The following is a 20371-nucleotide window of genomic DNA, read 5'->3' as shown; positions in this document are numbered from 1 at the left end:
TGACCGGTCGAGGTGGGATGCCGGGCGATCATCGTGAACGCCAGTATGTCGACACCGCCGCGGGCCGGAGGCGGCCCGGAGCTACTCCCCTTCGTTGCCTCCAGCCTCGGCCAGCGATATTTCTGAACGCAAGCTGAGAGCGCGATTGACAGGATTTCGGGTTGCCTCACCCCGTGATGACGCGGGTCGCCGAGCGGCATTCCCAGTGTTCAGGCTGTCCGAAATCCGGCGCGGATGCCGCGGGAGCGTCACCTCAGCGGTCGGTCGTCGGGGAGCTCGGGCGGAACGCGGTCGCGGTCCTGCGCCGTCTCGATCGAGGTGGGCTCCTGCCGAAGCTGCCCCGAGGTCGATGGCGTCCATCCGTAGAACGCGGACTCGACCGCACCCGCATCGATCACGGGGCGGATCGCCTGTCGCACGGCGTCTTTGCGCCGGCCCGAGCGACGACGTCCGAGCGCGACGCCGAGACGAACGAGCACCCCGACCGCGATGACCGCCCAGAAGAGGTACTCGATCCACACGAGGAAGCTCGGCACGGTTCCTCCTTCGGATCGGCCACGGGGCTTGCGACGATACGCGATCCGGAAGACGCCGTGAAGGCCACCCCTGACATTCGTCAGGGGTGGGGCGCCGCATTTTCCCGCCCGGTCGTGACACCGCGACACTGCCGCGACGAGCCGCCCGCCGATGGGATGGAATCACCGCGGAACACGCCGCGTCCTCATTCCCCCGGAGTCCCCATGTCGAATCCCGTGTCGGACCTCATCCTCGGCTTCCAGGGCCTCGTCGCCGACGTGCCCGACCTCGTCCAACCGCTCATCCTCGCCCTCGCGGGTGCCGTGCCGTTCATCGAGGGCGAAGGTGCCGCGGCGATCGGCATCATCGGCGGCATCCCTCCGATCGTCGCCGCCATCGCCGGCGCGGTCGGCAACATCATCTGCGTCGCCGTGGTTGTGCTCGCCTCCTCCCGCGTGCGCACCGCCGTCACCACCCGCCGCGGCTCGGCCGCCACACCCCCGACCGCCCGCCGCGAGAAGTTCGAAAAGGCCTACCACCGCTACGGAACCCCGGGCGTGAGCCTGCTCGGCCCCCTGCTGCTGCCGACGCAGTTCACCGCCGCGGCCCTCACCTCCACCGGCGTGCCGCCGATGCGCGTGCTCGCCTGGCAGGCCGCCGCGATCGTGCTGTGGACGACGGTGATCACGCTGATCATCACGGGCGTGATCCGGGCGGTGGCGTGAGATTTCCCTTCGGACGAGGGATGCCGCGTCTCGACGTCTGCGCTGAGTTCCGCGCGCGGTCAGCAACGTCATAGCGAAGACCTCGCTCCGCGCAACCTCGGCCCACGGCCCGCATGGCTGGATAGAGGAGACCCCGCCCGCATTCGAGAGGACACCCACCCGATGCCGCAGCAGACTGTCACCCTGACCCTCGGACAGCCGATCTACGCGCAAGCCCTCTATTACACGGCCATGTTCTCGCAAAAGCCGTTCCGCGAAGCGCTGCTGGTCTACCGCGAGGGTGGGACGTACACGATCCTCTCCCCCGGCGAAGATCACCACGGCTGCTGGGTGTCCGCCACGGCCCCGCTCGATCCCCCGCGCCACGTCGCCTTCATGTCGTGGCCGTCGGCCGACTGGGACCACGACATCGCCGCGCACACCCTGACGTTCGCGCCCGATACCGGCGCATTCACGCAGGAGTTGCGGCTGCCCGGCGAGGCGGTTCCGCGCGCCCAGCACGGGTTCGCGGTCGCGGTTCCCTCTCCCGAGTCGATCGATCCGGGCGTCGGGTGGGAGGCCCTCCGGGAGCAGCACGAGGCGAGCTTCCGCGCCCTGCACGATCTCGCTGGCGTGCAGCCGTCCGGTAGCTGACACGACCGAACCTGACGCGAAGCTGGGCGGTCGGCGCCCGTCTCGTCGTGCTCCACCTCACACGCTGACCGCGCCGCTCTGATCGCCGCGAGAGGGTGCATGAGAGCAGACGTCGCGCGAGGCCCGGACAGCTAGTCTCGACACATGACCTGCGCCGCTCGTCCCACTTACACCGAGATCCACGAGTGGGTCACCGAGTACGAGAAGCACGACCGTGTGGCGCACGCCACCGTGCACGTCCTCCGTCAGGACGACCCCGAGCACCTCGAATCCGGCATGGTCGCGATCCACCTCAACCACGGGCCCGCATCGATCTCGCTGAACGTCGACTGCGAGCGGAAGTGGACGGCATCCCTCTCCGAACGCTCCGGCGAGTTCCCGCTCTCGGGCAGCCACCTCATCGCTCTCGGTGAAGAACTCTTCACGACCGGCAAGCTCTGCGAGTACCTGCAGTCGCGCACCGACGGCACGGTCAGCACGGCTCCTGCCGAACTGTCGTGAAGACCGACGGCAGCGAGCCGGTCGATATCGAACCCGGCATCTATGAGCACTTCAAAGGCCAGCGCTACGAAGTCTTCGGCACCGCGAAGCACTCGGAGACCGAAGAGGTCTTCGTCTCCTACCGCACGCTCTATGGCGATCACTCGTCCTGGGTGCGCCCGATCGAGATGTTTACCGAGCACGTCGAACGCGACGGCTACTCGGGCCCGCGGTTCCGGCGGGTCGGCCCGTCGAGCTGACGCGGCGCCCATTCTTCGTTCCCCGCGATCGCACTCCCCGCGTGGGAGAGTGACGGCGTGAAACTGTATTCCGACTTCGCCGTGCAGCGCGCGCGTCAGGTGACCGTCGACCTCATCGCGCTCGTGCTCATCGCGCTGAGCATCACCGCCGGGATCACCGTCTTCTCTGCCGTCGACCAGCTCGCGCAGTTGGGCCGCCAGATCCAGGCGACCGGCGTGGACTTCCGCGCGTCGATGGCCGACGCCGGCACCCGCCTCGGAGGAGTCCCGTTCATCGGCGAGGGGATCAGCAGTCCGTTCACCACGGCGAGCTCCGCGGGCGACACCCTCGCGGCCGTCGGCCAGACACAGCAAGACCTCGTCCGGCAGGCGGCGATCGCCCTCGGCGTGGGAGTCGCGGGTTGCCGATCCTCATCGTTCTGCTGGTGTGGCTCGTCCCGCGGCTGCGCTTCATCTCGCGCGCGACGCGCACCCGCAACCTGGTGCGTTCAGGCCTCACCACCGACCTTCTCGCCCTGCGGGCACTCACGCATCAGAAGGTCGGCGTTCTCGCGAAAGTCGATCCCGACGCTGTGAGCGCCTGGCGCCGAGGCGACCCCGTCGTCATGCAGCGCCTCGCCGGGCTGGAGCTGAAGTCGGTCGGCATCCGGGCACGCTAGGACGAGGGCTTTTACAGACGCAAGGCGTAGTCGACGCCGTCCTCACCGCTCCAACACGAGGAGCACCTGGAACCCGTCGGGGTCGGCGAACGCCAGAGCGTGCGTCCGCCAATAGGGGTTCGAGGGCGAAACCTCTCGCCCGGCAAGGCGAGCCGCGATGCGCAGGCGTTCCTCGTCGTCGTCGAAGTACAGAACGAGCACCGACTCGGGGTCCGGCATCGGTGCCGGGTGACCGCCGCCCGTGGTGAACTCCAGATGCGCGCCACTTCCGGGGAGATCGAGGAACACCCCGTCGTATCCCGCATGATCCTCGAAGCCGCCCAGCACAGGGAGCCCGACCCCGTCGCGATAGAACCGAACGATGTCGTCGAGATGGTCGGTGTGACGCGCGAAACGGACCTTCATTCCAACAATGTTCGCAGCAGAACGACTTCTTCGCGCCCCGCCCGCTGCACCACGTGATCAACTCCCCCGAAGCTCTGTCGCAACGCGACCTCAGCTTGACATCGGCGGAGGGTCGCCACCGTGGCGCAGTTCCTCTTCTATGCGGGCGAGCAGGGCCGCCGCCGCCTGCACTCCGGCTTCATCACCGTCGAGCGCCCTCCGCAGGCGGCCCGCCCAGTACGCATGAAGCTTCTGCACGCTCTCATCCGCGAGAGCGGTTGGATGCAGACGCGTCACTCGGGCGTCATCCGTGGCGGTCTGACGCTCGATCAGGCCCTTCGCGACCAGCGAGCGCAGCGCGACGCTGCAGTTGCTGCGCTGCAACGCCGTCGCTCTAGCGACGGCGCTCGGTGAGGCACCGGGATTGTGGTGCACCCATCTCATGACGAGGGCTTCCGTGCCGGTGAGCGGCACGATGTCGGGCGCCTGAGGCCCCTTCGGATCGATCTCGCGCGCGACGCGCATTATGACGTCGGCGAGCTCGGCGAGAGCACCGTCAGAGACCGAGGGGGGCACGGCTCGACTGTAACAGCGCGCCATTCAGTTATGCTTTCATAACTATGACGATCGACACCGGTTCCCTCCGTACTCCGGCTGCGCCCTCTTCCCCTCACCCAAAGGGCATCACGACGCCGCTTCTACTGGTGCTCGGGCTCCTGAGCGCCGTCGCCCCTTTCGCCACCGACCTCTACCTGCCGGCATTCCCGCAGATGACCGTCGAGCTGGCGACTTCGGCCACGACCGTGCAACTCACACTGACGGCGTTCCTCATCGGCGTGACCGCCGGGCAGCTCGTCTTCGGCCCGCTCTCCGACCGCTTCGGCCGCGTGCCGCCCCTCGTCGTCGGCGCCGCCCTCTGCGTGCTCGCGAGCGCCGTCGCGGTATTCGCGCCCAACGTCGCCGTCCTCGTCGCCGCGCGTCTCTTCCAGGGCCTCGGTGGGGCAGCGGGAATGGTCATCGGTCGCGCGGTCATCTCCGACCTGTCGACCGGCAAGGCCGCCGCGCGTGCCTTCTCGTTGATGATGATCGTGGGCGGTGTCGCCCCGGTCGTGGCACCGCTGCTCGGGGGCCTGCTCGTCGGACCGATCGGGTGGCGCGGCCTGCTGGCGATCGTTCTGGGACTCTCGGTCGCGATGCTCGTCGCCGTACTCGCGGTGGTGCGCGAGACGCATCTGCGCGCCCGCCGCGACATGCTGCGCGCCGAGCGGGTTGCATCCGGGTCTCCGCTTCGCGCACTGCGGTCGCGCACCTTCATCGGCTACACCGCCGTGTTCGCCTTCGGCTTCGCGGTGATGATGGCGTACATCTCGGCGTCGCCTTTCCTGTACCAGAACATGCTCGGACTCGACACGGTTGCCTACGGCCTGCTCTTCGGCCTGAACGCGCTGGCGCTGGTGGTCGTGAGCGCCCTGTCGCCCAAGCTCACCGCCACCCGTTCGGTCGAGAGCGTCTTGACGCTCGGGATCGCGCTGGTAACCGCCTCTGCCATCGCCTTCGCCCTGCTCGTCTTCTTCGGCGCGCCGGCTTTCTGGCTCACGGTGCCGCTGTTCACCGCCGTCGGGTCGCTGGGGCTGGTGTTCGGAAACGCCACCGCCCTGGCGCTCAGCGCCGTCCCCCAGATCGCCGGAAGCGCCTCGGCCGTGCTCGGAGCACTGCAGTTCGGTCTCGCCGCGCTGGTCTCGCCGCTGGTGAGTCTGGGCGGAGAGGGCACCGCCGCACCGCTGGCCGTCGTCATGGTCGTCGCCGCCGCGATTGCGGCCGTAGCCCTGGCTGCCACGCGGCGCTCGAGCGCGGGCACCTCGGCGTCTTGACGGATGCGGTGACGACAGCAGCACAGCCCCGGGTAGCGCGTCGAGCTCCGGCCACGAAGTAGCCGACGGTCAGCCTCCGGAGGGCCAGCGGCGGTGATCCCGATACAACGAGACGGCGACCTGATCAACCTGCTCCGAGGCCTGTCGATCGCCGGGGCCGCGGGCGTAGCATTCGGTTACGCCGGAGTCCCTCCGCGGCCTCCGGTTCCTCCGAACCGACGAGAGCACGGGAGATCCAGATGGACACGATGGACATGATGAAGTCGATGGACATGGGCGAGATGACCATGGACATGGATGCCATGCAGGAATGCATGCAGTCGCTCAATGCGTGTGCGATGGCCGCGGCGATGTGCGCCGGCAGCGACATGATGCACGGCGCCGAGATGGCCACGTGCTGCGCCATGTGCTCGAACATGGTCGAGATGGCTCAGGCGACGATGCACATGATGATGCGTCCGGCCGGAATGAACATGGACGTGATGAGCGCCATGATGACCGCCTGCATGACCATGGGCAAGGCGTGCGCCGCAGAGTGCCGCGCACACGGCGACATGGACGAGATGTGCCGCTACTGCGCTATGGCCTGCGACGACATGGTCATGAAGTGCGAGGCCATGATGTCTTCGATGACCGCCTGAATTCTCTCTCCACGCGCGGCCGCTGACGTTACGTCGGCGGCCGCTCGGCTACGCGGTGCGCGCGGTGGTGAGAATCGCCGACGCGCTGAGCAGCTCGGCGACCGGGTGGAACGCCACCGGCTCCCCCACCGCGATATCGACCGCAGGTCCCACGATCCGCAGCTGCACCGTCGCGCCGTTCAGCAGAGCGAGCGTCGCGGTCGATCCGTCGGCCTCGATGACGAGACCATCCCACCACGCGGAGGGGTTCGAGGCTGCCATGCAGCGCTGGATCGGGTGGACTGTCGACGAGATCGTGCGGGACATGGCTTCACCTGCCTTCGAAGGGGTTGGTGTGATGAAGCTACGGGATGCCGCGGGGGCGGGCGATCTGCGGTGTAGTGGGACGTAACAAAATCGCCGACCTGGCGCGCGAGCGTTCCCAGAATAACTGGAGAAAAATACATAGCCCATGAGCCAACGATAACCGCACTATCCAGAGAAGAATGAACTGCACGCACATGCATTGCGAGACTTCAGCCCAAGAGAGTTTCTCGCGCAAGTGTCAACCGTTGCTCATTTCCTGCCGCCTTGAAATCACTCGAGGACAACCAAATGATTCAAAGTCAGTTGTTATGTCGTCCAGTGGATCAGGAAACACTCCTTCCCACGAGCAAGCCCTTGATCCCAAAGCCTGGCCGTTCTGTAGAGCCACCGGGAGCGCCTCAAGATCCACGCGCTCTCCGCCACTCGTCCAGAGCCGGTCTAAAAGGCCAGCAGTTGTCCAATCTCCCGCCCCCGCTGAGTCCACGAACTGACTAGGAGCGAACGCGTCGACGTGCTGCCACCGTTTCGACGAAGGCCATCTAAACCTCGCACCAACACTTCCTTGCGTCTCGACGACCGCAGCATCGGGCAGTTCTAGGACATTCATAAACGGAGCAGATCGCTGCGAGCTGAATTTCACGATGTTCGCGATAGTAACGGCGCGCACAAAGAGACTCAAAACGCCGCGGGATGACGGCTCGAACACGACGAATGTGCCGCGTTCACGCCATCCCTCCGCCAGCCGAAGAGTGAACCGGCTTGCGCGATCAAAGAAGAACACATCCGGAGTCCTCAGCGCGCTCAGGAGAGTTGTCGCGTCCGGTTCAGGCGGCGGGCGATGTGTCGCGAATTTCTCCCCACAGGCGGGGCATCGAAATCGCCATCGATGATCTCCTCGGTGGGCCTCCTGCACTAGCACCGGCGTGCGCCAGGCAGAATCACGTCGGAGGTGATCTGTATTTACGCCCGATTGACTCAGTCGGTCAATTACAAGGTTTCCTGCCGGGTCATCGCCGACTCTGCCGACCAAGTCGACGTCCCACCCGAGCGACGCCAAGGCTCGCCCGACGTTGGCCGCCGTGCCACCCGGCGTTGCCCGGACAGATCCGTTGACCAACGCGTCAGCTGTTGTGTAGCCGCTGCTCACTATCCGACGTCGATGTGCCATGCTCTGCCTTCAAGATGGGTGGGGTGAATCGGAAACTTCGGGTCCCCAGCCGGACGCGCCGTAGTATCCGGCTGAGGGCAACCTCGTTCTGTAGCTCGGCCCCAAACACAGGCCAGCATCGGCTCGGATCCGGGGACGTCCGACCCACCGTTATCGAATGAATCGATGCATGCAGAAGATCGAAGTCGTTGCCACCAGGACCTCCCTGGTCTCCCACAGATAGGTACCGACCGTATCCATTCTGCACCCTGTCGAGGGTGGCCACCTTGCCGCGGCCAGACGGGAAGACATCAACGCTGTGCGCGCTCTCGCGCACGTCCATCTGCTGACTACGAAGCGGAGTCAACAGGGCGAGAGCAAGATGACGAAGATCCGTAACGGACTGCGTCAACGTTACGGGGCTTAACGAGATTTGACGCGCTCCAATCTTAATCGTGGCTATGCCCAACTGTTCAAGCTCCAACAACACGCGCCCAGCATCGGCGATTGCATCTTCGCCCACAGTCGGTTCAGACAGATCATCTGCGAGATTCTGCTGCCACGATCCATTGTGTAGACCCAAATCGACCAACCACCACAGATCCTTCGGTATCCACTCGCGGAGCCCCGCGAACAGGCTGTCGCCACGGCCCGAAGCAACCGCTATACGCACACCCGCGCGCATCATGCCAACCAGCGGCTCACGAACCTCCACGGAGGGGGGGTCCCATCTGTCCCGCGTCGCCACGCAGGTCCCGTCGTAATCGACGAGAACACCAACGAAAGGCGAGCTAGCGACCTTTCGACGCCAATCTTCGTACGCGTGGCTGAAATACGCCCGGGAGGCGCCATAATCCTCGCTCAGCCCGGCAGCGCGCAACTTCTGCCCCACAGGTGAGAGGCCGAACTTTCGCAGCGCTCTCTTATAAGGAAGATGATAGAGCGCTCGACCAAAACTGGGCACCGGCGGACGACTAGGCTCCACTCCCACGGCCTTCGCGAGCGTGATCGGAAGAGGCAGCACTTTCACCAGGAGTTCGAACGCTGCCTCGACTCCGCGCTTATCGCTACTCACAAGAACCATGTTCGCCCCCGCCGGAAGTCGACCCAACGTGCGTATGCAAATTTCGCGCGACTCATCCCCCGTCAATGCGATGATCGTGGTCATATCGCTGTGACGGCTATATCCGACGTGGCGCCCGTGGGCGAAGTTTCGAAAATCTGCTCGCTGCACGGTGGCCAAACCAAGCTCATGGAGTCGTGTCTCTAGGTCCGTGGCGGCTGGTATGCCTTCTAAGCCGTGGAGAACAATCACTCTGTCTGTCACATTCGCCATGGACTCGAGTGGCGGCTGAGCGACGGAGTATCCATACATCCGCGAAACGACTGCCGCCATCCGAACAACCGATCCGGTTGCCAAGAACCCGTCCTTGGATGGCCCTGAAGGAACAGTGAGCACGGACAGGGAACCACCTTTGAGTGAGTCCGGCAAGTCTCGAAGAGACCGCTCCGTTACCAGGAGGACATGCAGACCCTCAAGCTGGGCGCGCTCGAAAGCAAGCGCGGTATCGGGGTGCTTGGCGCGCGCCGAGAAAATCAAGACAACAGCCCCTGCCGGCATTGGCCCCGACTGCGCGAAGGTCAGGGGCGTCATCGCCCACGCAGCGCGACCCGTCGATTTTCTGTGTGCCAGGGCCGCTAGCTCAGCGAGGGCCGCCGTCCCGCCGCTTCCGACGGCAACGAGAGGCCGACCGGCCAGCTGACCAGCGAAGACGCTCAACTCATCGAAACTGGGCGAACGGGCGACGTTCCCCAATTCAAGATGGATAGCCGCAACACTCTCCTCATACGTGCTCATGCGTCAACCATCCTCCGGGGTTCCGACGTCGTACGGCAAGCCGGTTAACCAGGCGCCATACAGCACCGGTACGCGGTCTGATGCCGCGTCCGGACTCGCGAAGTCGTAGCTCGTTGTGTCTACCTGCGCGACGACAAGATGCTCCTCGTGGGCGGCTAGCAACACCCCTAGGCTCATCAGCTTGCTGCCATGTTCGCTCGTGGCAATCGTCGGTGCGCCCAGGGGGCTTAGCGCCGTTCGGTACCGGCGTGCTAGGGAAACCATCTGCCGATACACGTCGAAGGGATTGAGTTCGGACGCGTGCAATACATTTCGGGGCTCAAACCGCAAGACCTCGAACAGCAGGTCACCGTGCTCGACGATCAGGTCGTCCGCGCGTCGGGCACGGGTGGCCGGAAATGGGACTACCGGACAGACCTCCTCGGGGTCAAGCATCACGCGGATTCTACTCAACTCCTCTCCCGCCCCTTCGCCCAATATCGGTATCCAGATGACGGTCTGACGAGCGGTTGGAAGCCGGGTCATTGCGTTCAATACGCTCGCCCGACCGATTTCGCTTCGGACTATCCTCCGATCCGTTTCAGCGTCCTCCGAAACCAACACCAGAAGGTTGCCAGCGAATTTTGCACCATCCCCGCCCTCATCATCACTCAACAGCAAGTGGATAATTGGAAAGGAAATAGAGGACGGCATTCCGCTAATGTCAACTAGAACAGTCTCATACAACAGCAGTTCATGATCAGCCACAAGCTGACGAGTTAGCGTTGCGCCAGCAGAATTAGGCTCAGCCACCTGGGGGGACTCGATAACATTCAGATTATCGGGAAACATTTCACGCAGCGATTGCAGATTGTGGGAAGCTGACTCAGTCGCGTCCGCGTGGGAACCCAGCGCATTCGGTTTTAGCGCGAGAACCACGAGATTTTCGAGATCGATCCCGGCGACAGCAGTCGGAGCGTGAAGAGTTCGAGGATCGAACCCACCGCCACATATCAGCAGAGTGCGACCGGTTGCACTGGCGGAGGCTTCCACGATAAGCGCGACAGTCTCCTCGGATTCTGACGTGAAGACGTAATCGCTCCAGCGGTGAGAAGAAGAATCTGTCATCTTGGCCATCCTGGTATTTGACTGGGGACGAGACCGATTGCCCGAGCAGCGTCAAGGTCCAGCCGAACTACAGCCTCAAAGCGCTTGGAAAGAGTTGCTACACTCTGCTCCCTGAATCCACTGCGTTGTAAAGGCAGCTTCAACGCAGGGAGCAGCAGCCGATTCAGATGGAAGAGAATCAAATCCTGGTTCTTGACGCGCACAATATCGCTAGACATCTCCAGCAAGTTCTCCGACACCGCAATGCGAAGCGCCGCACTCAGACGGCGTCTAACATCACTCTTCCCGCCCACCCCATCCAGAAGAGCATTTCGTTGCAGGTATGGCAGAGCCGTACCGGTCACGCCGGGGGCGTATGGAGCGTTGGCGCGGTACGTCTGCTCAACGCTGACGGCCGCGATTACCGTCAGCAACGCAAGCACATCGCTTCCACTCTCCACCTTCCTAGGGATGTCGTTCCAGAATGTAATGCTGGCACGCCTAATCAGCCTGTCCTGGTCGGCGGCAGCAAGGTTCGCGTTTCCCCGCCGGGAGCGACGCGAAACTGCGGCTACCATTGCATCGAAGGCATCGCCCGATATCCGAAGGAACTGTTCGACATTTCGACTCGACAACGCGGATAGCGTCTCCGCACCGTAGTAATACGGCACAGGGTACTCGTTCGATATGAAAAGCCGCGCTGCTCCCCGATCTTTCGACTGCGACTCCGAAGGCAATTCGACTTCAAGGGAGTCATCGAAATCTGCACCGAATAATGTTTCCGACGATCGACTATTCTCTCTCTCCAGACGAATGGAAGCCTCGCGAAATGCGATGGCCAGTTCGAGGTTGTTGTCGCCCGCCAAACGAGCTTCAATCTCCTTAAACCATGGCATGTACGCGGGGTGCTCCCGTAGATGCTCCATGACGCCACGTCGGGCCCCTTCCAAAGCCGCAATGACGCTGCGCTGATCCAGAGACGTGTCACCATCGAGGAGATCACTGAATGGCGAGTGCACGTCTATCGCGCCGAGTCCCTCGATGCCTCGAGTGTCGGAAATGTGCTTCAGCAATTTGTGCCGCTTGGAGTCGCTCACCACCCGTCCGTCGTCGACGGTCACAATGATCAAGTCTCGACCCACCGTTTTGCCGATCAGCTCGCCGGATGTAGCGGCCGCCTGCCGCTCCGCAACCCACCTCGCAAACCCGATGCGCCGGTCAAGAAGCGCCTCGTACACGGCGCTCCGTTGTGCCCCGTGCAGCTCGTCAACGTCGTCGATCAGCAGCAGCGGCTCTGCGGGAACCTCTACCCCGTCGACTGCAAACCGCGCCCTATCAAGCAGATCGATGCTGTACAACTTGGTGTGCCCGTCAATTCGGTCCCATTCGACGGGGACCAGCGAATCGAGCAAGTCCAGAACTTCTTTCTCGATGCTTTCCGCCCGCGAGAGAAGATCCAATGCGCTAACACAACCAGATCGCACCTGCTCATCCGTCGCGGAACTCAGGCGACGCACCGCGGCCGTTGCAGTGGCGTCGCGACCTGAGAACAGAAGTTCGAGGCGTTCCACATCCTTCGGAAAAGGCACCTGGCGCGCAAAAGCGATGGCCTCGAGCGCAGTTCGAAGAATGCGCGCATCCAACAGCTTAAAGAGTATTTTCGACGCAGCCGCGCCATCGGGTCCTAGATCTACCAGCGTCTTATAATCAGGGCGCATACTGAGGAATATTCCCAGTCGCTTAGAGCCCTTCGCGTCAATTGCCCCGCGGCTCATGAGTTCCTTTCTCAGAGCCAGGACCGACGCCTCAGGGTGCACATACGCGGAAAGTTGAGCCAACGACTCTGACGAGAAGAGCTTGAGGAGCGAGGTTTTACCTGCCCCCGGGGCGCTACGCAAAACTACTAGCCGATCCCAGAGCTCGTCTCCTTCAGGTAGGAGACTGAGCATCTCTACACCAAACGTGCGGTGGAAATTCGATAGTTGGCTAAGTTGTTCGGTCGCTCGATACCGGAAAGGGTTATGTATAACCACTACGGTCGCTCCGAACTGTGTCGCTCGTGACGAGGAAAGACCCCACTCCAGCCAGATCCTGTTGCCGGATCATGCTGCTTCCAAACTACAGGGGGCGTGTTGTTCGGAGCATTGTGATGCAAGACGAGTGGAAGCCGACTATCTGCGAAACCGAATCTCGGATGCCCTGCTTTTCTATTATGCTCGTCAACCCACTCCTCTTGGAAGTACTTTTCAAAAATTCTTAAGAACTCATCGTCGCGGCCGTTGACAAGCGGAACATCTTCCCCAAATGTGTGCGCATCGCGTAGCTCAAATTCGGATTCGAGACCTGAGTTTCGCATTCGCTCGGCGAGAGCGACTCGTGACTTTTGTGTCATGAGGTAGATCAGTACCACGATCCGCGCGTCGGCAGCCACAATCCCCGCATCTTTAAGTTGCACCAAGTGTTCCCGAAGGCGCACCAGCTTGCCCTCCCAAGCCCCCTCTTTCTCCGAGCTATCCTCAGTTTCCACGGGGCGCAGCATCGTTGTCCCACTAGCCGTGAAATCGTCGACAACGACCACCGTTGCAAAGTTCGCGGGTGCACTCGAACCCATCTGAGAAAGCGCGTCCGCAAGCTTTCCCCTCAGATCTTCCTGCTTGCCCACATCGAGTGTCGAAACCAGGTGAAACTGTTCAGTAGAAAAAGAGGAGGCCCTTCGCAGCTTATCCAGCCTAGCGCCGTCGCTCATGCCCATTATCAACGTACGCCTATGGAGCTCTTGAAATTCGACCGATGCCGTCACGTGCCTTACCCGGGTGTGACTGACTCCAAGCGCATGCGCAGCCTTTCGTATGAAGTACGGGCGAAGGCGATCGGGATAAATGGTTCCCACGAGATGATCCATCTCGGCCGCAGAGATAAATAGCAGTCGTTCGTTGACGAATCGAAGGGCGCCGCGCCGGTCTGAAGGCTCCAGCTGACTTAACCAGATCGCGAGCGACTCGAGAAACTTGACCGCGGGGCTATACCCCTCGTATTCGTCATACTTGAGCGCTGCGAGCCTCGTCAGCTGCGCGGTTTCTGCAGCAACCTCGTCGCTGGACGGTCTCGCATCATCCGAATCGCCATACACCACGGTGTCTAGCAGCCGCCTCGCCAACAATTCTTTCACGATTCCCCACAACCGATCCTAATAAACAAGCGTCACCCCTGACGCCATCTGGCTACAAGCACAACATATCTGAATCTTCGTCATTCTCGGCGCACTACTGCTCAGCCTTGTCCCGCGCAAGGGGCACGATCGCGCTCACAACGGAGGATTCCCCCGGTCGGCGTGATGCGTGTCGAGGATGTAACAGATGTCTCTCCTCGGACAATCCGTTCCAGTGAGCCACTCGTTACCTCCCCGCCCCCGGGCACGCGGTCGCGGGAAACCCCTCCTGCCTACGCTGGCGACCACGCCCCACCCATGCGGGGCGCTGCACCTCCCCCGCATCGCCCATCGGAGGACTCCGTGACCGTCACCGACCCGCGCCCCGAAACCGCAACGCCGCCCGCGGCTGCAACCGAAACAGCGGAACTACGACACCGCCCCGGCCGCTGGATCGACAACTGGAACCCCGAGAACGCCACCCAGTGGGCCGCCGATGGCAAAGCCATCGCTGCCCGCAACCTGCGGTGGTCGATCTTCGCCGAGTTCCTCGGCTTCGTCGTCTGGCAGCTGTGGTCGGTCGTCGTCGTCTCTCTGCCGGCCGCAGGCTTCCAGCTGTCGACGGGTGAGATCTTCTGGCTCATCTCCATGCCGAGCCTCGTCGGCGCGACGCTGCGCATCCCCTACACGTTCATGGTTCCGCGCTTCGGCGGTCGCAACTGGACGATCGTCTCGGCCGGCCTGCTGCTCATCCCGAGCATCGGTCTCGCCATCGCGGTCAGCAACCCCGCGACCCCGTTCGGCCTGCTGCTCCTGATCGCCGCGTTCGCCGGCTTCGGCGGGGGCAACTTCGCCAGCTCGATGGCGAACATCACGTTCTTCTACCCGGCCGCGCAGAAGGGCTACGCCCTCGGACTCAACGCCGCCGGCGGCAACCTCGGCGCCTCCGTCGCGCAGTTCGTCGTCCCCATCGTCATCACGGTCGGCGCCGCCGCCACCCTCAACCTGCCGCTCGCGGGTCTCATCTGGGTGCCGCTCATCATCGTCGCCATGGTCGGCGCGTACCTCCGCATGGATAACCTGTCCAGCGCCAAGGCCGACATCACGGCATCCCTCGCCGCTCTGAAAGAGCCGCACCTGTGGATCATGGCGGTTCTCTACATCGGCACCTTCGGCTCGTTCATCGGCTTCGCCGGTGTCTTCCCCAAGCTGCTCGCCGACACGTTCCCCGACTTCAAGGGCTTCGCGATCGGCACCGCCACCGTCACGCTCGCGTTCCTGGGCGCGCTCGTCGGCTCGCTCGCCCGTCCCTACGGCGGCAAGCTCGCCGACCGCTTCGGCGGCACCGTCATCACGATGGGCGCATTCACGGTGATGGGTCTCGGCATCCTGGGCGTCATCCTCACCCTGCCGATGCAGAACTTCGCGATCTTCCTGCTGTGCTTCCTGGTGCTGTTCGCCGCCGCCGGCATGGGCAACGGCTCGACCTACCGCATGATCCCGACGATCTTCACACTCCGCGCCAACGGCGGCATCGGCGCGCAGCGCAAGGCGGCCGCGGCCCTCGGCCTCATCTCGGCGATCGGCGCGTACGGCGGGTTCTTCATTCCGCAGCTGCTCGGCTTCTCGAAGACCACGTTCGGCTCGTACACTCCCGCCCTCGGCTGGTTCGCCCTCGCGTACGTCGCCTTCCTCGCTCTCACCGCCGGGATCTACCTGCGCATGTCGAAGAAGAGCGGAACCCGCATCTGATGTCCGTGAGCTCCGCCGACACCCACTGCCCCTACTGCGCGCTGCAGTGCGCCATGACCGTGACCCACGAGGGGTCCACCACGGTCGCCGGCCGCGACTTCCCCACCAACCGGGGAGGGCTCTGCGCCAAGGGCTGGACGTCGGCGGAGCTCCTGGCATCCCCCCACAGACTCCGGATGCCACTCCTCCGCCAACCCGACGGCACCCTCGCCGAGACCACCTGGGCTGAAGCACTGGATGCCGTGGCCCGGGCGTTCCGCGACACGAAGGCCACCCACGGGCCCGACGCCAACGCCATCTTCGGCGGCGGCGGACTCACCAACGAGAAGGCGTACCAGCTCGGCAAGTTCGCCCGCGTCGCGCTCAGCACCTCGCGGATCGACTACAACGGCCGGTTCTGCATGTCGTCGGCGGCCGCGGCATCCAATCGCGCGTTCGGCATGGACCGGGGGCTGCCCTTCCCGGTCTCCGACCTCGACGACGCCTCGACGATCCTGCTGCTCGGCTCGAACGTCGCCGCGACCATGCCGCCGTTCCTCGCGCACCTCGCCGGGGCCCGCGCCGCGGGCGGACTGATCGTCGTCGACCCGCGCCGCTCGGCCACCGCGCGGCTCACCGAAGACGGCGCCGGCACCCACCTGCAGCCCGCCCCCGGAACCGACCTGCCCCTGCTGCTCGGCCTCACGCACATCGCTTTCGCCGAGGGTCTCGCCGACCGTGCCTATGGTGAGGAGCGCACGACGGGCTTCGACGCGGTGCGGCGATCCGTCTCCGCGTGGTGGCCGGAGCGAACGGCATCCACCACCGGTGTTCCCGTCCCAGAGCTGCGGGCCACCGTGCGGCGCCTCGCCGCGGGACGCGCATACATCCTCACCGGACGCGGCGTCGAGCAGCACGTCGACGGCACCGCCACCGCGACCGCCGCGATCAACCTCGCGCTCGTGCTGGGCCTGGTCGGTCGCGAGGGCTCGGGGTACGGCACCCTCACCGGCCAGGGCAACGGCCAGGGCGGACGCGAGCACGGCCAGAAGGCCGACCAGCTGCCCGGCTACCGCTCCATCCGTGACCCCGAAGCGCGCCGGCACGTCGCCGGAGTGTGGGGCGTCGATCCCGACGAGCTTCCGGATGCCGGCATCCCGGCCACCGCCCTGCTCGGCGAGCTCGGCGGGCCGGTCAAGACCCTGCTGGTCGCCGGATCGAACGTCGTCGTCTCGGCTCCCGACGTCGCGGCCGTGCGGGCGGGGCTCACCGCCCTCGACACCCTGATCGTCTGCGACTTCTTCCTCAGCGAGACCGCAGAGCTCGCCGACATCGTGCTGCCCGTCCTGCAGTGGGCCGAAGAGGAAGGGACCATGACCTCGCTCGAGGGCCGCGTCATTCGCCGCCGCCGCGCGCTGCCGGGGCCCGAGGGGGCCCGCAGCGAGCTGTGGATCCTGGCCGAGATCGCGCGGCGCCTGGGCGCGGCATCCACCTGGTCGGTGAATCCGGCCGAGGTGTTCGACGAGCTCGCTCGCGCGTCGGAGGGCGGCGTCGCCGACTACTCCGGCCTCTCGCATGCCCTGCTCGACACCGGCGTCGAGGCGTACTGGCCGTATCGCTCTTCGAGCACTCCGCGTCCGTTCGCGGAACGCTTCGCCCACTCCGACGGGCGGGCGCGTCTGGTGCCGGTGGATGCCACTCCCCCGACGCCGACCGACCGCGGTGACGAGCTGACCCTCACCACCGGCCGCTACCTGCAGCAGTACCAGTCGGGCACCCAGACCCGCCGCGTCGCCGAGCTGAACGGCGCCCGCCCCGAGGCGCGGCTCGAGATCCACCCCGCGACGGCGTCGCGCCTCGGCATCCGCGAGGGCGCGCTGGTCGCCGTGTCGAACGAGCGGGGCGAGGTACGGGCACGGGCGACGGTGACCACCGACATCCGCCACGACACCGTCTTCCTGCCGTTCCACTACGCCGGCGACGAGTGCGCCAACCGCCTCACCGAAGCCGTCGTCGACCCGACCTCGGCCATGCCCGAGTTCAAGCGCACGCGGGTGCGGGTGCAGGCGATCCCGGATGCCACGCCCCCTCACGCCACGGCCTCGCCGGTCGTCGTGGCGGAGCACCCGGGTGTGGGGCCCGCGCTCGTCGGGGTCGCGAGAGGTGCGGCGCCGAGCACTACGCCGTCGGGCGCCCCGTCGCTGAGCACAGCGTCGTCACGCACACCGTCGTCGCGCACAGCGTCGTCGCGCACACCGACGTCACGCACACCGTCGTCGCGCACACCGTCGTCGCGCACCGAGGAGGAGACCCGTGTCTGAGCGTGTGGTGCTGGTGGGCTACGGCCCCGTCGGGGCGCGGCTGGTCGAGGGGCTCCTGCCCGCGGTGCGAGAGGGGCGGATCGACCTGACCGTCGTCGGCGCCGAGCCGCACGACGTGTACAACCGCGTGCTGCTCGCCGAGTACGCCGTCGGCCGCACCGACCGCGACGGGCTCGACATGGGCGACCGCCTCGTCGCCGAAGAAGCGGGAGTGCGCTTCGCGCTCGGGACGACGGTGGTCGGCGTCGACCGCGACCTCGGGGTGGTGCGCCTGCATGACGGCATCCGTGTTCCCTACGACCGGCTCGTGCTCGCCACCGGGGCGCGAGCGAACGTGCCGACGCTCGCCGGGCTCGAGCGGGCGCAGCGGCACCGCTCCGCGCGGCCGGCCGACCCTTCTGCTCTGGATCAGGGCACTGCGCCGCTCCCCCGCGGTGTCGTGGCCCTGCGCGACCTCGGCGACGCCGAGCACGTGCGCGCGGCGGTCTCGGCCGGTCAGCGCATCGTCGTGCTCGGCGCGGGAGTGCTCGGCATGGAACTCGCCCTCGCCGCGGCAGAAGCGGGGGCCGAGGTGGTCGTGGCGTACCACTCCGCCGCGCCGATGAACCGGACGCTGGATGAGAACGGCGGACGCGTGCTCGCCGCCGCGGCGAGCGCCGTGGGCGTCGAGATGATGCACCACGCGCGCGCCGAGAGCATCGTGCAGCGCTACGACGACCACGGTCAGGCCTGGTTCGACGGACTCGTGTGCGCCGACGGCAAGGTGCTCGCGGGCGACCTGCTGGTGTTGTCGTGCGGCGTCGGGGCACGAACGGAGCTCGCATCGCTCTGCGGTCTCGCCACCTCGGCCGGCGTGCTCGTCGACGCAGCGTCGCGCTCGTGGACCGACCCGAACGTCTTCGCCATCGGCGACTGCGCGCACGTCGCCGACCCCGCCGGAGCCGGTGCCGACGGCCGCGTGCCGGGCGGTCCGAGCGGACTCGTCGGACCCGGCTGGCGGCAGGCCGACAGGCTCGCGGCGTTGCTGTCGTCGGGAGTCGAGGGACCTGTCGCCGTCGAACGCCCCGGCGTCGTCATGCTCAAGGCCGAGGGTATCGACGTCGTCGCCGGAGGCGCGGTCGACGCCGACCCCTTCGCACACGCTCCCGGATGCGACGGCCCCCAGGTCACGCTCTGGGCCGACCCCGCGCGCGGCGCGTACGTCAAGCTCGTCACCGTCGAGGGTGTGCTGACCGGCTTCGTCGCGGTCGGGATGCCGCGGACCGGGGCCGAGCTCACGCTCCTCTTCGAGCGCGGGTCGGAGCTGCCCGCCGACCGCTCGTCGCTCCTGCGCCTCGACGCACCGGACGCCGGGATGGCAGTGGTGGCCGACCCCTTCGCCGCCGACGCGACGGTGTGCTGGTGCAACGGCGTGAGCGCCGGGGCCATCCGCGAGGCGGCCGCGGCGGGCGAACCCACGGTCTCGTGCGTGAAGTCCGCGACCCGCGCCGGCACCGGCTGCGGCGGCTGCGTCGGGAGGATCACCGAACTGCTGGCCCGCGAGGCCGTGCCGGCTTAGGGCGGCGGCCACCACGTCCGGCGGCCTCGGCGGCGGCGGGTCACGGCGGCGGCCGGGCCGAACTCCTGAGAAACCGCGTGATCACCCCCCTCTGAACGCGTCCGCGGCCACCGGGATCCTGAATCTCAGGAGTTCGGCCCGCCGCGACGCGCGCACCACCTGCCCAGACGCGGGTACGAATTCTGGCCTCGGCGCGCCGCCCCGCCGCCTGCCGACACCGGACCCGGCTGAGGCGAGGCGAAGCCGCCGGGCCAAACTCCTGAGAAACCGGGCGATCACCCCGCCCTACGCGCGTTCACCGCCACCGGCATCCCGAATTTCAGGAGTTTCGCCCGCTGCCACGCGCGATACCGTCCCGAAACGCGACGGCAGTACAGTCCCCGCATGCCTCCGATCGAGAACCTCGTGGCCTTCGTCGCCGCGTCGGTCGTCATCATCGTCATCCCGGGTCCGAGCGTGCTCTTCGTGATCGGACGATCCATCGCGCTCGGCCGCCGTGCGGGGGTGCTCAGTGTCGTCGGAAACGCGCTGGGCACGGTGCCCGCCGTCATCGCGGTCGCCTTCGGTGTCGGGGCGATCGTCGCGTCGTCGATCGTCGCGTTCACGGTGCTCAAGATCGTCGGGGCGATCTACCTCGTGTGGCTCGGCATCCAGGCCATTCGTCATCGCCACGCTCACGTCGCCGGGGCGAGCCGCGCGCCGTCGTCGTCGTGGACCCTGCTGCGTCAAGGTTTCGTCGTCGGTCTGACCAACCCCAAGACGATCGCGTTCTTCGTCGCGGTGCTGCCGCAGTTCGTCGACCCGCACGCGGGGGCGGTGTGGCTGCAACTGCTCGTTCTCGGCCTGATGTTCCAGATCATGGCGCTCACCTGCGACAGCGTGTGGGCCCTGGCCGCCGGCACCGCCCGCGAGTGGTTCGCCCGTTCACCCAAGCGCATCTCGACCCTGTCGGGCACGGGCGGTGTCATGATGATCGGCCTCGGCGGCGCGCTCGCGCTGTCGGGCGCGAAGAGTTGACCGGCCCGAAGAGCTGACTCGGGCGGTCGT

General features: G+C 65.7%; 21 protein-coding genes. 11 read left to right on the top strand and 10 right to left on the bottom strand.

The annotated features are described in order from the left end of the window. Positions 1–248: 248 nt before the first annotated feature. Positions 249–536, bottom strand: a complete 288-nt coding sequence (locus AB6V29_RS09435) for a hypothetical protein (protein ID WP_103206635.1) — start codon at positions 534–536, stop codon at positions 249–251. A 204-nt stretch (positions 537–740) separates the two neighbouring features. Here AB6V29_RS09435 and AB6V29_RS09430 point away from each other — a divergent pair, with 204 nt between their 5' ends. The 4 genes from AB6V29_RS09430 to AB6V29_RS09415 all read left to right on the top strand — a co-directional run bounded on the left by AB6V29_RS09430 (position 741) and on the right by AB6V29_RS09415 (position 2614). Next, entirely contained in the window at positions 741–1241 is a 501-nt protein-coding gene (locus AB6V29_RS09430) for a small multidrug efflux protein (RefSeq protein WP_369358247.1), read from the top strand. A 162-nt stretch (positions 1242–1403) separates the two neighbouring features. Next, on the top strand, positions 1404–1874 hold the full coding sequence (locus AB6V29_RS09425; protein ID WP_369358245.1) for a hypothetical protein: 471 nt from the start codon (positions 1404–1406) through the stop codon (positions 1872–1874). Positions 1875–2018: 144 nt separating this feature from the next. Next, positions 2019–2375, top strand: a complete 357-nt coding sequence (locus tag AB6V29_RS09420; protein WP_369358243.1) for a hypothetical protein — start codon at positions 2019–2021, stop codon at positions 2373–2375. Further along, complete coding sequence (locus AB6V29_RS09415) at positions 2372–2614, top strand: DUF1653 domain-containing protein (RefSeq protein ID WP_369358241.1); 243 nt, start codon at positions 2372–2374, stop codon at positions 2612–2614. Before AB6V29_RS09420 ends, AB6V29_RS09415 begins: the two co-directional genes overlap by 4 nt. Before the next feature lie 95 nt (positions 2615–2709). Here AB6V29_RS09415 and AB6V29_RS09410 read toward each other — a convergent pair whose 3' ends face one another. Further along, entirely contained in the window at positions 2710–2919 is a 210-nt protein-coding gene (locus AB6V29_RS09410) for a hypothetical protein (protein ID WP_369358239.1), read from the bottom strand. A gap of 96 nt (positions 2920–3015) precedes the next feature. On the opposite strand from AB6V29_RS09410, the gene AB6V29_RS09405 reads away from it, so the two are divergent. Continuing rightward, positions 3016–3273: a hypothetical protein gene (locus tag AB6V29_RS09405; RefSeq protein WP_369358237.1), complete on the top strand. Its 258-nt coding sequence runs from the start codon at positions 3016–3018 to the stop codon at positions 3271–3273. A 42-nt stretch (positions 3274–3315) separates the two neighbouring features. On the opposite strand, the gene AB6V29_RS09400 is transcribed toward AB6V29_RS09405, so the two are convergent. Together AB6V29_RS09400 and AB6V29_RS09395 are read right to left on the bottom strand one after the other, a co-directional pair. Continuing rightward, complete coding sequence (locus AB6V29_RS09400; protein WP_369358235.1) at positions 3316–3678, bottom strand: VOC family protein; 363 nt, start codon at positions 3676–3678, stop codon at positions 3316–3318. Positions 3679–3768: 90 nt separating this feature from the next. Further along, a complete protein-coding gene (locus tag AB6V29_RS09395; RefSeq protein ID WP_369358233.1) occupies positions 3769–4233 on the bottom strand; it encodes a MarR family winged helix-turn-helix transcriptional regulator in 465 nt (154 codons plus the stop codon). A 44-nt stretch (positions 4234–4277) separates the two neighbouring features. Between AB6V29_RS09395 and AB6V29_RS09390 the strand changes: the two genes are divergently transcribed. Continuing rightward, positions 4278–5528 (top strand): multidrug effflux MFS transporter, encoded by a 1251-nt coding sequence (locus AB6V29_RS09390; protein ID WP_369358231.1) that lies wholly within the window; start codon positions 4278–4280, stop codon positions 5526–5528. A gap of 239 nt (positions 5529–5767) precedes the next feature. Next, positions 5768–6169 (top strand): aldehyde dehydrogenase, encoded by a 402-nt coding sequence (locus AB6V29_RS09385; RefSeq protein WP_289941474.1) that lies wholly within the window; start codon positions 5768–5770, stop codon positions 6167–6169. 48 nt (positions 6170–6217) lie between these two features. Here AB6V29_RS09385 and AB6V29_RS09380 read toward each other — a convergent pair whose 3' ends face one another. The 6 genes from AB6V29_RS09380 to AB6V29_RS09355 all read right to left on the bottom strand — a co-directional run bounded on the left by AB6V29_RS09380 (position 6218) and on the right by AB6V29_RS09355 (position 13747). After that, complete coding sequence (locus AB6V29_RS09380) at positions 6218–6475, bottom strand: nuclease (protein WP_115915798.1); 258 nt, start codon at positions 6473–6475, stop codon at positions 6218–6220. A 238-nt stretch (positions 6476–6713) separates the two neighbouring features. Continuing rightward, positions 6714–7643, bottom strand: coding sequence for a PfkB family carbohydrate kinase (locus AB6V29_RS09375; protein ID WP_369358229.1), 930 nt, complete (start codon positions 7641–7643; stop codon positions 6714–6716). After that, positions 7597–9480, bottom strand: coding sequence for a hypothetical protein (locus AB6V29_RS09370; RefSeq protein ID WP_369358227.1), 1884 nt, complete (start codon positions 9478–9480; stop codon positions 7597–7599). Before AB6V29_RS09370 ends, AB6V29_RS09375 begins: the two co-directional genes overlap by 47 nt. Positions 9481–9483: 3 nt before the next feature. Next, complete coding sequence (locus AB6V29_RS09365) at positions 9484–10596, bottom strand: hypothetical protein (RefSeq protein ID WP_369358225.1); 1113 nt, start codon at positions 10594–10596, stop codon at positions 9484–9486. Further along, positions 10584–12284, bottom strand: a complete 1701-nt coding sequence (locus AB6V29_RS09360; protein WP_369358223.1) for a hypothetical protein — start codon at positions 12282–12284, stop codon at positions 10584–10586. Before AB6V29_RS09360 ends, AB6V29_RS09365 begins: the two co-directional genes overlap by 13 nt. A 314-nt stretch (positions 12285–12598) precedes the next feature. Further along, positions 12599–13747, bottom strand: a complete 1149-nt coding sequence (locus tag AB6V29_RS09355) for a hypothetical protein (RefSeq protein WP_369358221.1) — start codon at positions 13745–13747, stop codon at positions 12599–12601. Positions 13748–14077: 330 nt separating this feature from the next. On the opposite strand from AB6V29_RS09355, the gene AB6V29_RS09350 reads away from it, so the two are divergent. The 4 genes from AB6V29_RS09350 to AB6V29_RS09335 all read left to right on the top strand — a co-directional run bounded on the left by AB6V29_RS09350 (position 14078) and on the right by AB6V29_RS09335 (position 20341). After that, a complete protein-coding gene (locus tag AB6V29_RS09350) occupies positions 14078–15466 on the top strand; it encodes an MFS transporter (protein ID WP_369358219.1) in 1389 nt (462 codons plus the stop codon). Beyond that, the gene (locus tag AB6V29_RS09345; RefSeq protein WP_369358217.1) at positions 15466–17766 is read left to right on the top strand and encodes a molybdopterin oxidoreductase family protein; all 2301 of its coding nucleotides are present in this window, start codon (positions 15466–15468) and stop codon (positions 17764–17766) included. Before AB6V29_RS09350 ends, AB6V29_RS09345 begins: the two co-directional genes overlap by 1 nt. Further along, the gene (locus tag AB6V29_RS09340) at positions 17759–19324 is read left to right on the top strand and encodes an FAD-dependent oxidoreductase (protein WP_369358215.1); all 1566 of its coding nucleotides are present in this window, start codon (positions 17759–17761) and stop codon (positions 19322–19324) included. Before AB6V29_RS09345 ends, AB6V29_RS09340 begins: the two co-directional genes overlap by 8 nt. A 384-nt stretch (positions 19325–19708) precedes the next feature. Next, on the top strand, positions 19709–20341 hold the full coding sequence (locus tag AB6V29_RS09335; protein WP_267786227.1) for a LysE family translocator: 633 nt from the start codon (positions 19709–19711) through the stop codon (positions 20339–20341). Positions 20342–20371 lie beyond the last annotated feature (30 nt).

It is taken from the genome of Microbacterium sp. 20-116 (assembly GCF_041079415.1).
In the GTDB taxonomy this organism is placed as follows: domain Bacteria; phylum Actinomycetota; class Actinomycetes; order Actinomycetales; family Microbacteriaceae; genus Microbacterium.
The sequence above is the reverse complement of the archived record's forward strand: the minus strand, read 5'-3'. Positions and strand labels throughout refer to the sequence as shown.

What these genes read in the sequence shown, in the direction of transcription:
- AB6V29_RS09430 (WP_369358247.1), top strand. Translation starts at nt 741, where the DNA reads ATGTCGAATCCCGTGTCGGACCTCATCCTCGGCTTCCAGGGCCTCGTC.
- AB6V29_RS09425 (WP_369358245.1), top strand. Translation starts at nt 1,404, where the DNA reads ATGCCGCAGCAGACTGTCACCCTGACCCTCGGACAGCCGATCTACGCG.
- AB6V29_RS09420 (WP_369358243.1), top strand. Translation starts at nt 2,019, where the DNA reads ATGACCTGCGCCGCTCGTCCCACTTACACCGAGATCCACGAGTGGGTC.
- AB6V29_RS09400 (WP_369358235.1), bottom strand. Translation starts at nt 3,678, where the DNA reads ATGAAGGTCCGTTTCGCGCGTCACACCGACCATCTCGACGACATCGTT.
- AB6V29_RS09390 (WP_369358231.1), top strand. Translation starts at nt 4,278, where the DNA reads ATGACGATCGACACCGGTTCCCTCCGTACTCCGGCTGCGCCCTCTTCC.
- AB6V29_RS09385 (WP_289941474.1), top strand. Translation starts at nt 5,768, where the DNA reads ATGGACACGATGGACATGATGAAGTCGATGGACATGGGCGAGATGACC.
- AB6V29_RS09380 (WP_115915798.1), bottom strand. Translation starts at nt 6,475, where the DNA reads ATGTCCCGCACGATCTCGTCGACAGTCCACCCGATCCAGCGCTGCATG.
- AB6V29_RS09375 (WP_369358229.1), bottom strand. Translation starts at nt 7,643, where the DNA reads ATGGCACATCGACGTCGGATAGTGAGCAGCGGCTACACAACAGCTGAC.
- AB6V29_RS09370 (WP_369358227.1), bottom strand. Translation starts at nt 9,480, where the DNA reads ATGAGCACGTATGAGGAGAGTGTTGCGGCTATCCATCTTGAATTGGGG.
- AB6V29_RS09365 (WP_369358225.1), bottom strand. Translation starts at nt 10,596, where the DNA reads ATGGCCAAGATGACAGATTCTTCTTCTCACCGCTGGAGCGATTACGTC.
- AB6V29_RS09360 (WP_369358223.1), bottom strand. Translation starts at nt 12,284, where the DNA reads ATGCGCCCTGATTATAAGACGCTGGTAGATCTAGGACCCGATGGCGCG.
- AB6V29_RS09345 (WP_369358217.1), top strand. Translation starts at nt 15,466, where the DNA reads ATGTCCGTGAGCTCCGCCGACACCCACTGCCCCTACTGCGCGCTGCAG.
- AB6V29_RS09335 (WP_267786227.1), top strand. Translation starts at nt 19,709, where the DNA reads ATGCCTCCGATCGAGAACCTCGTGGCCTTCGTCGCCGCGTCGGTCGTC.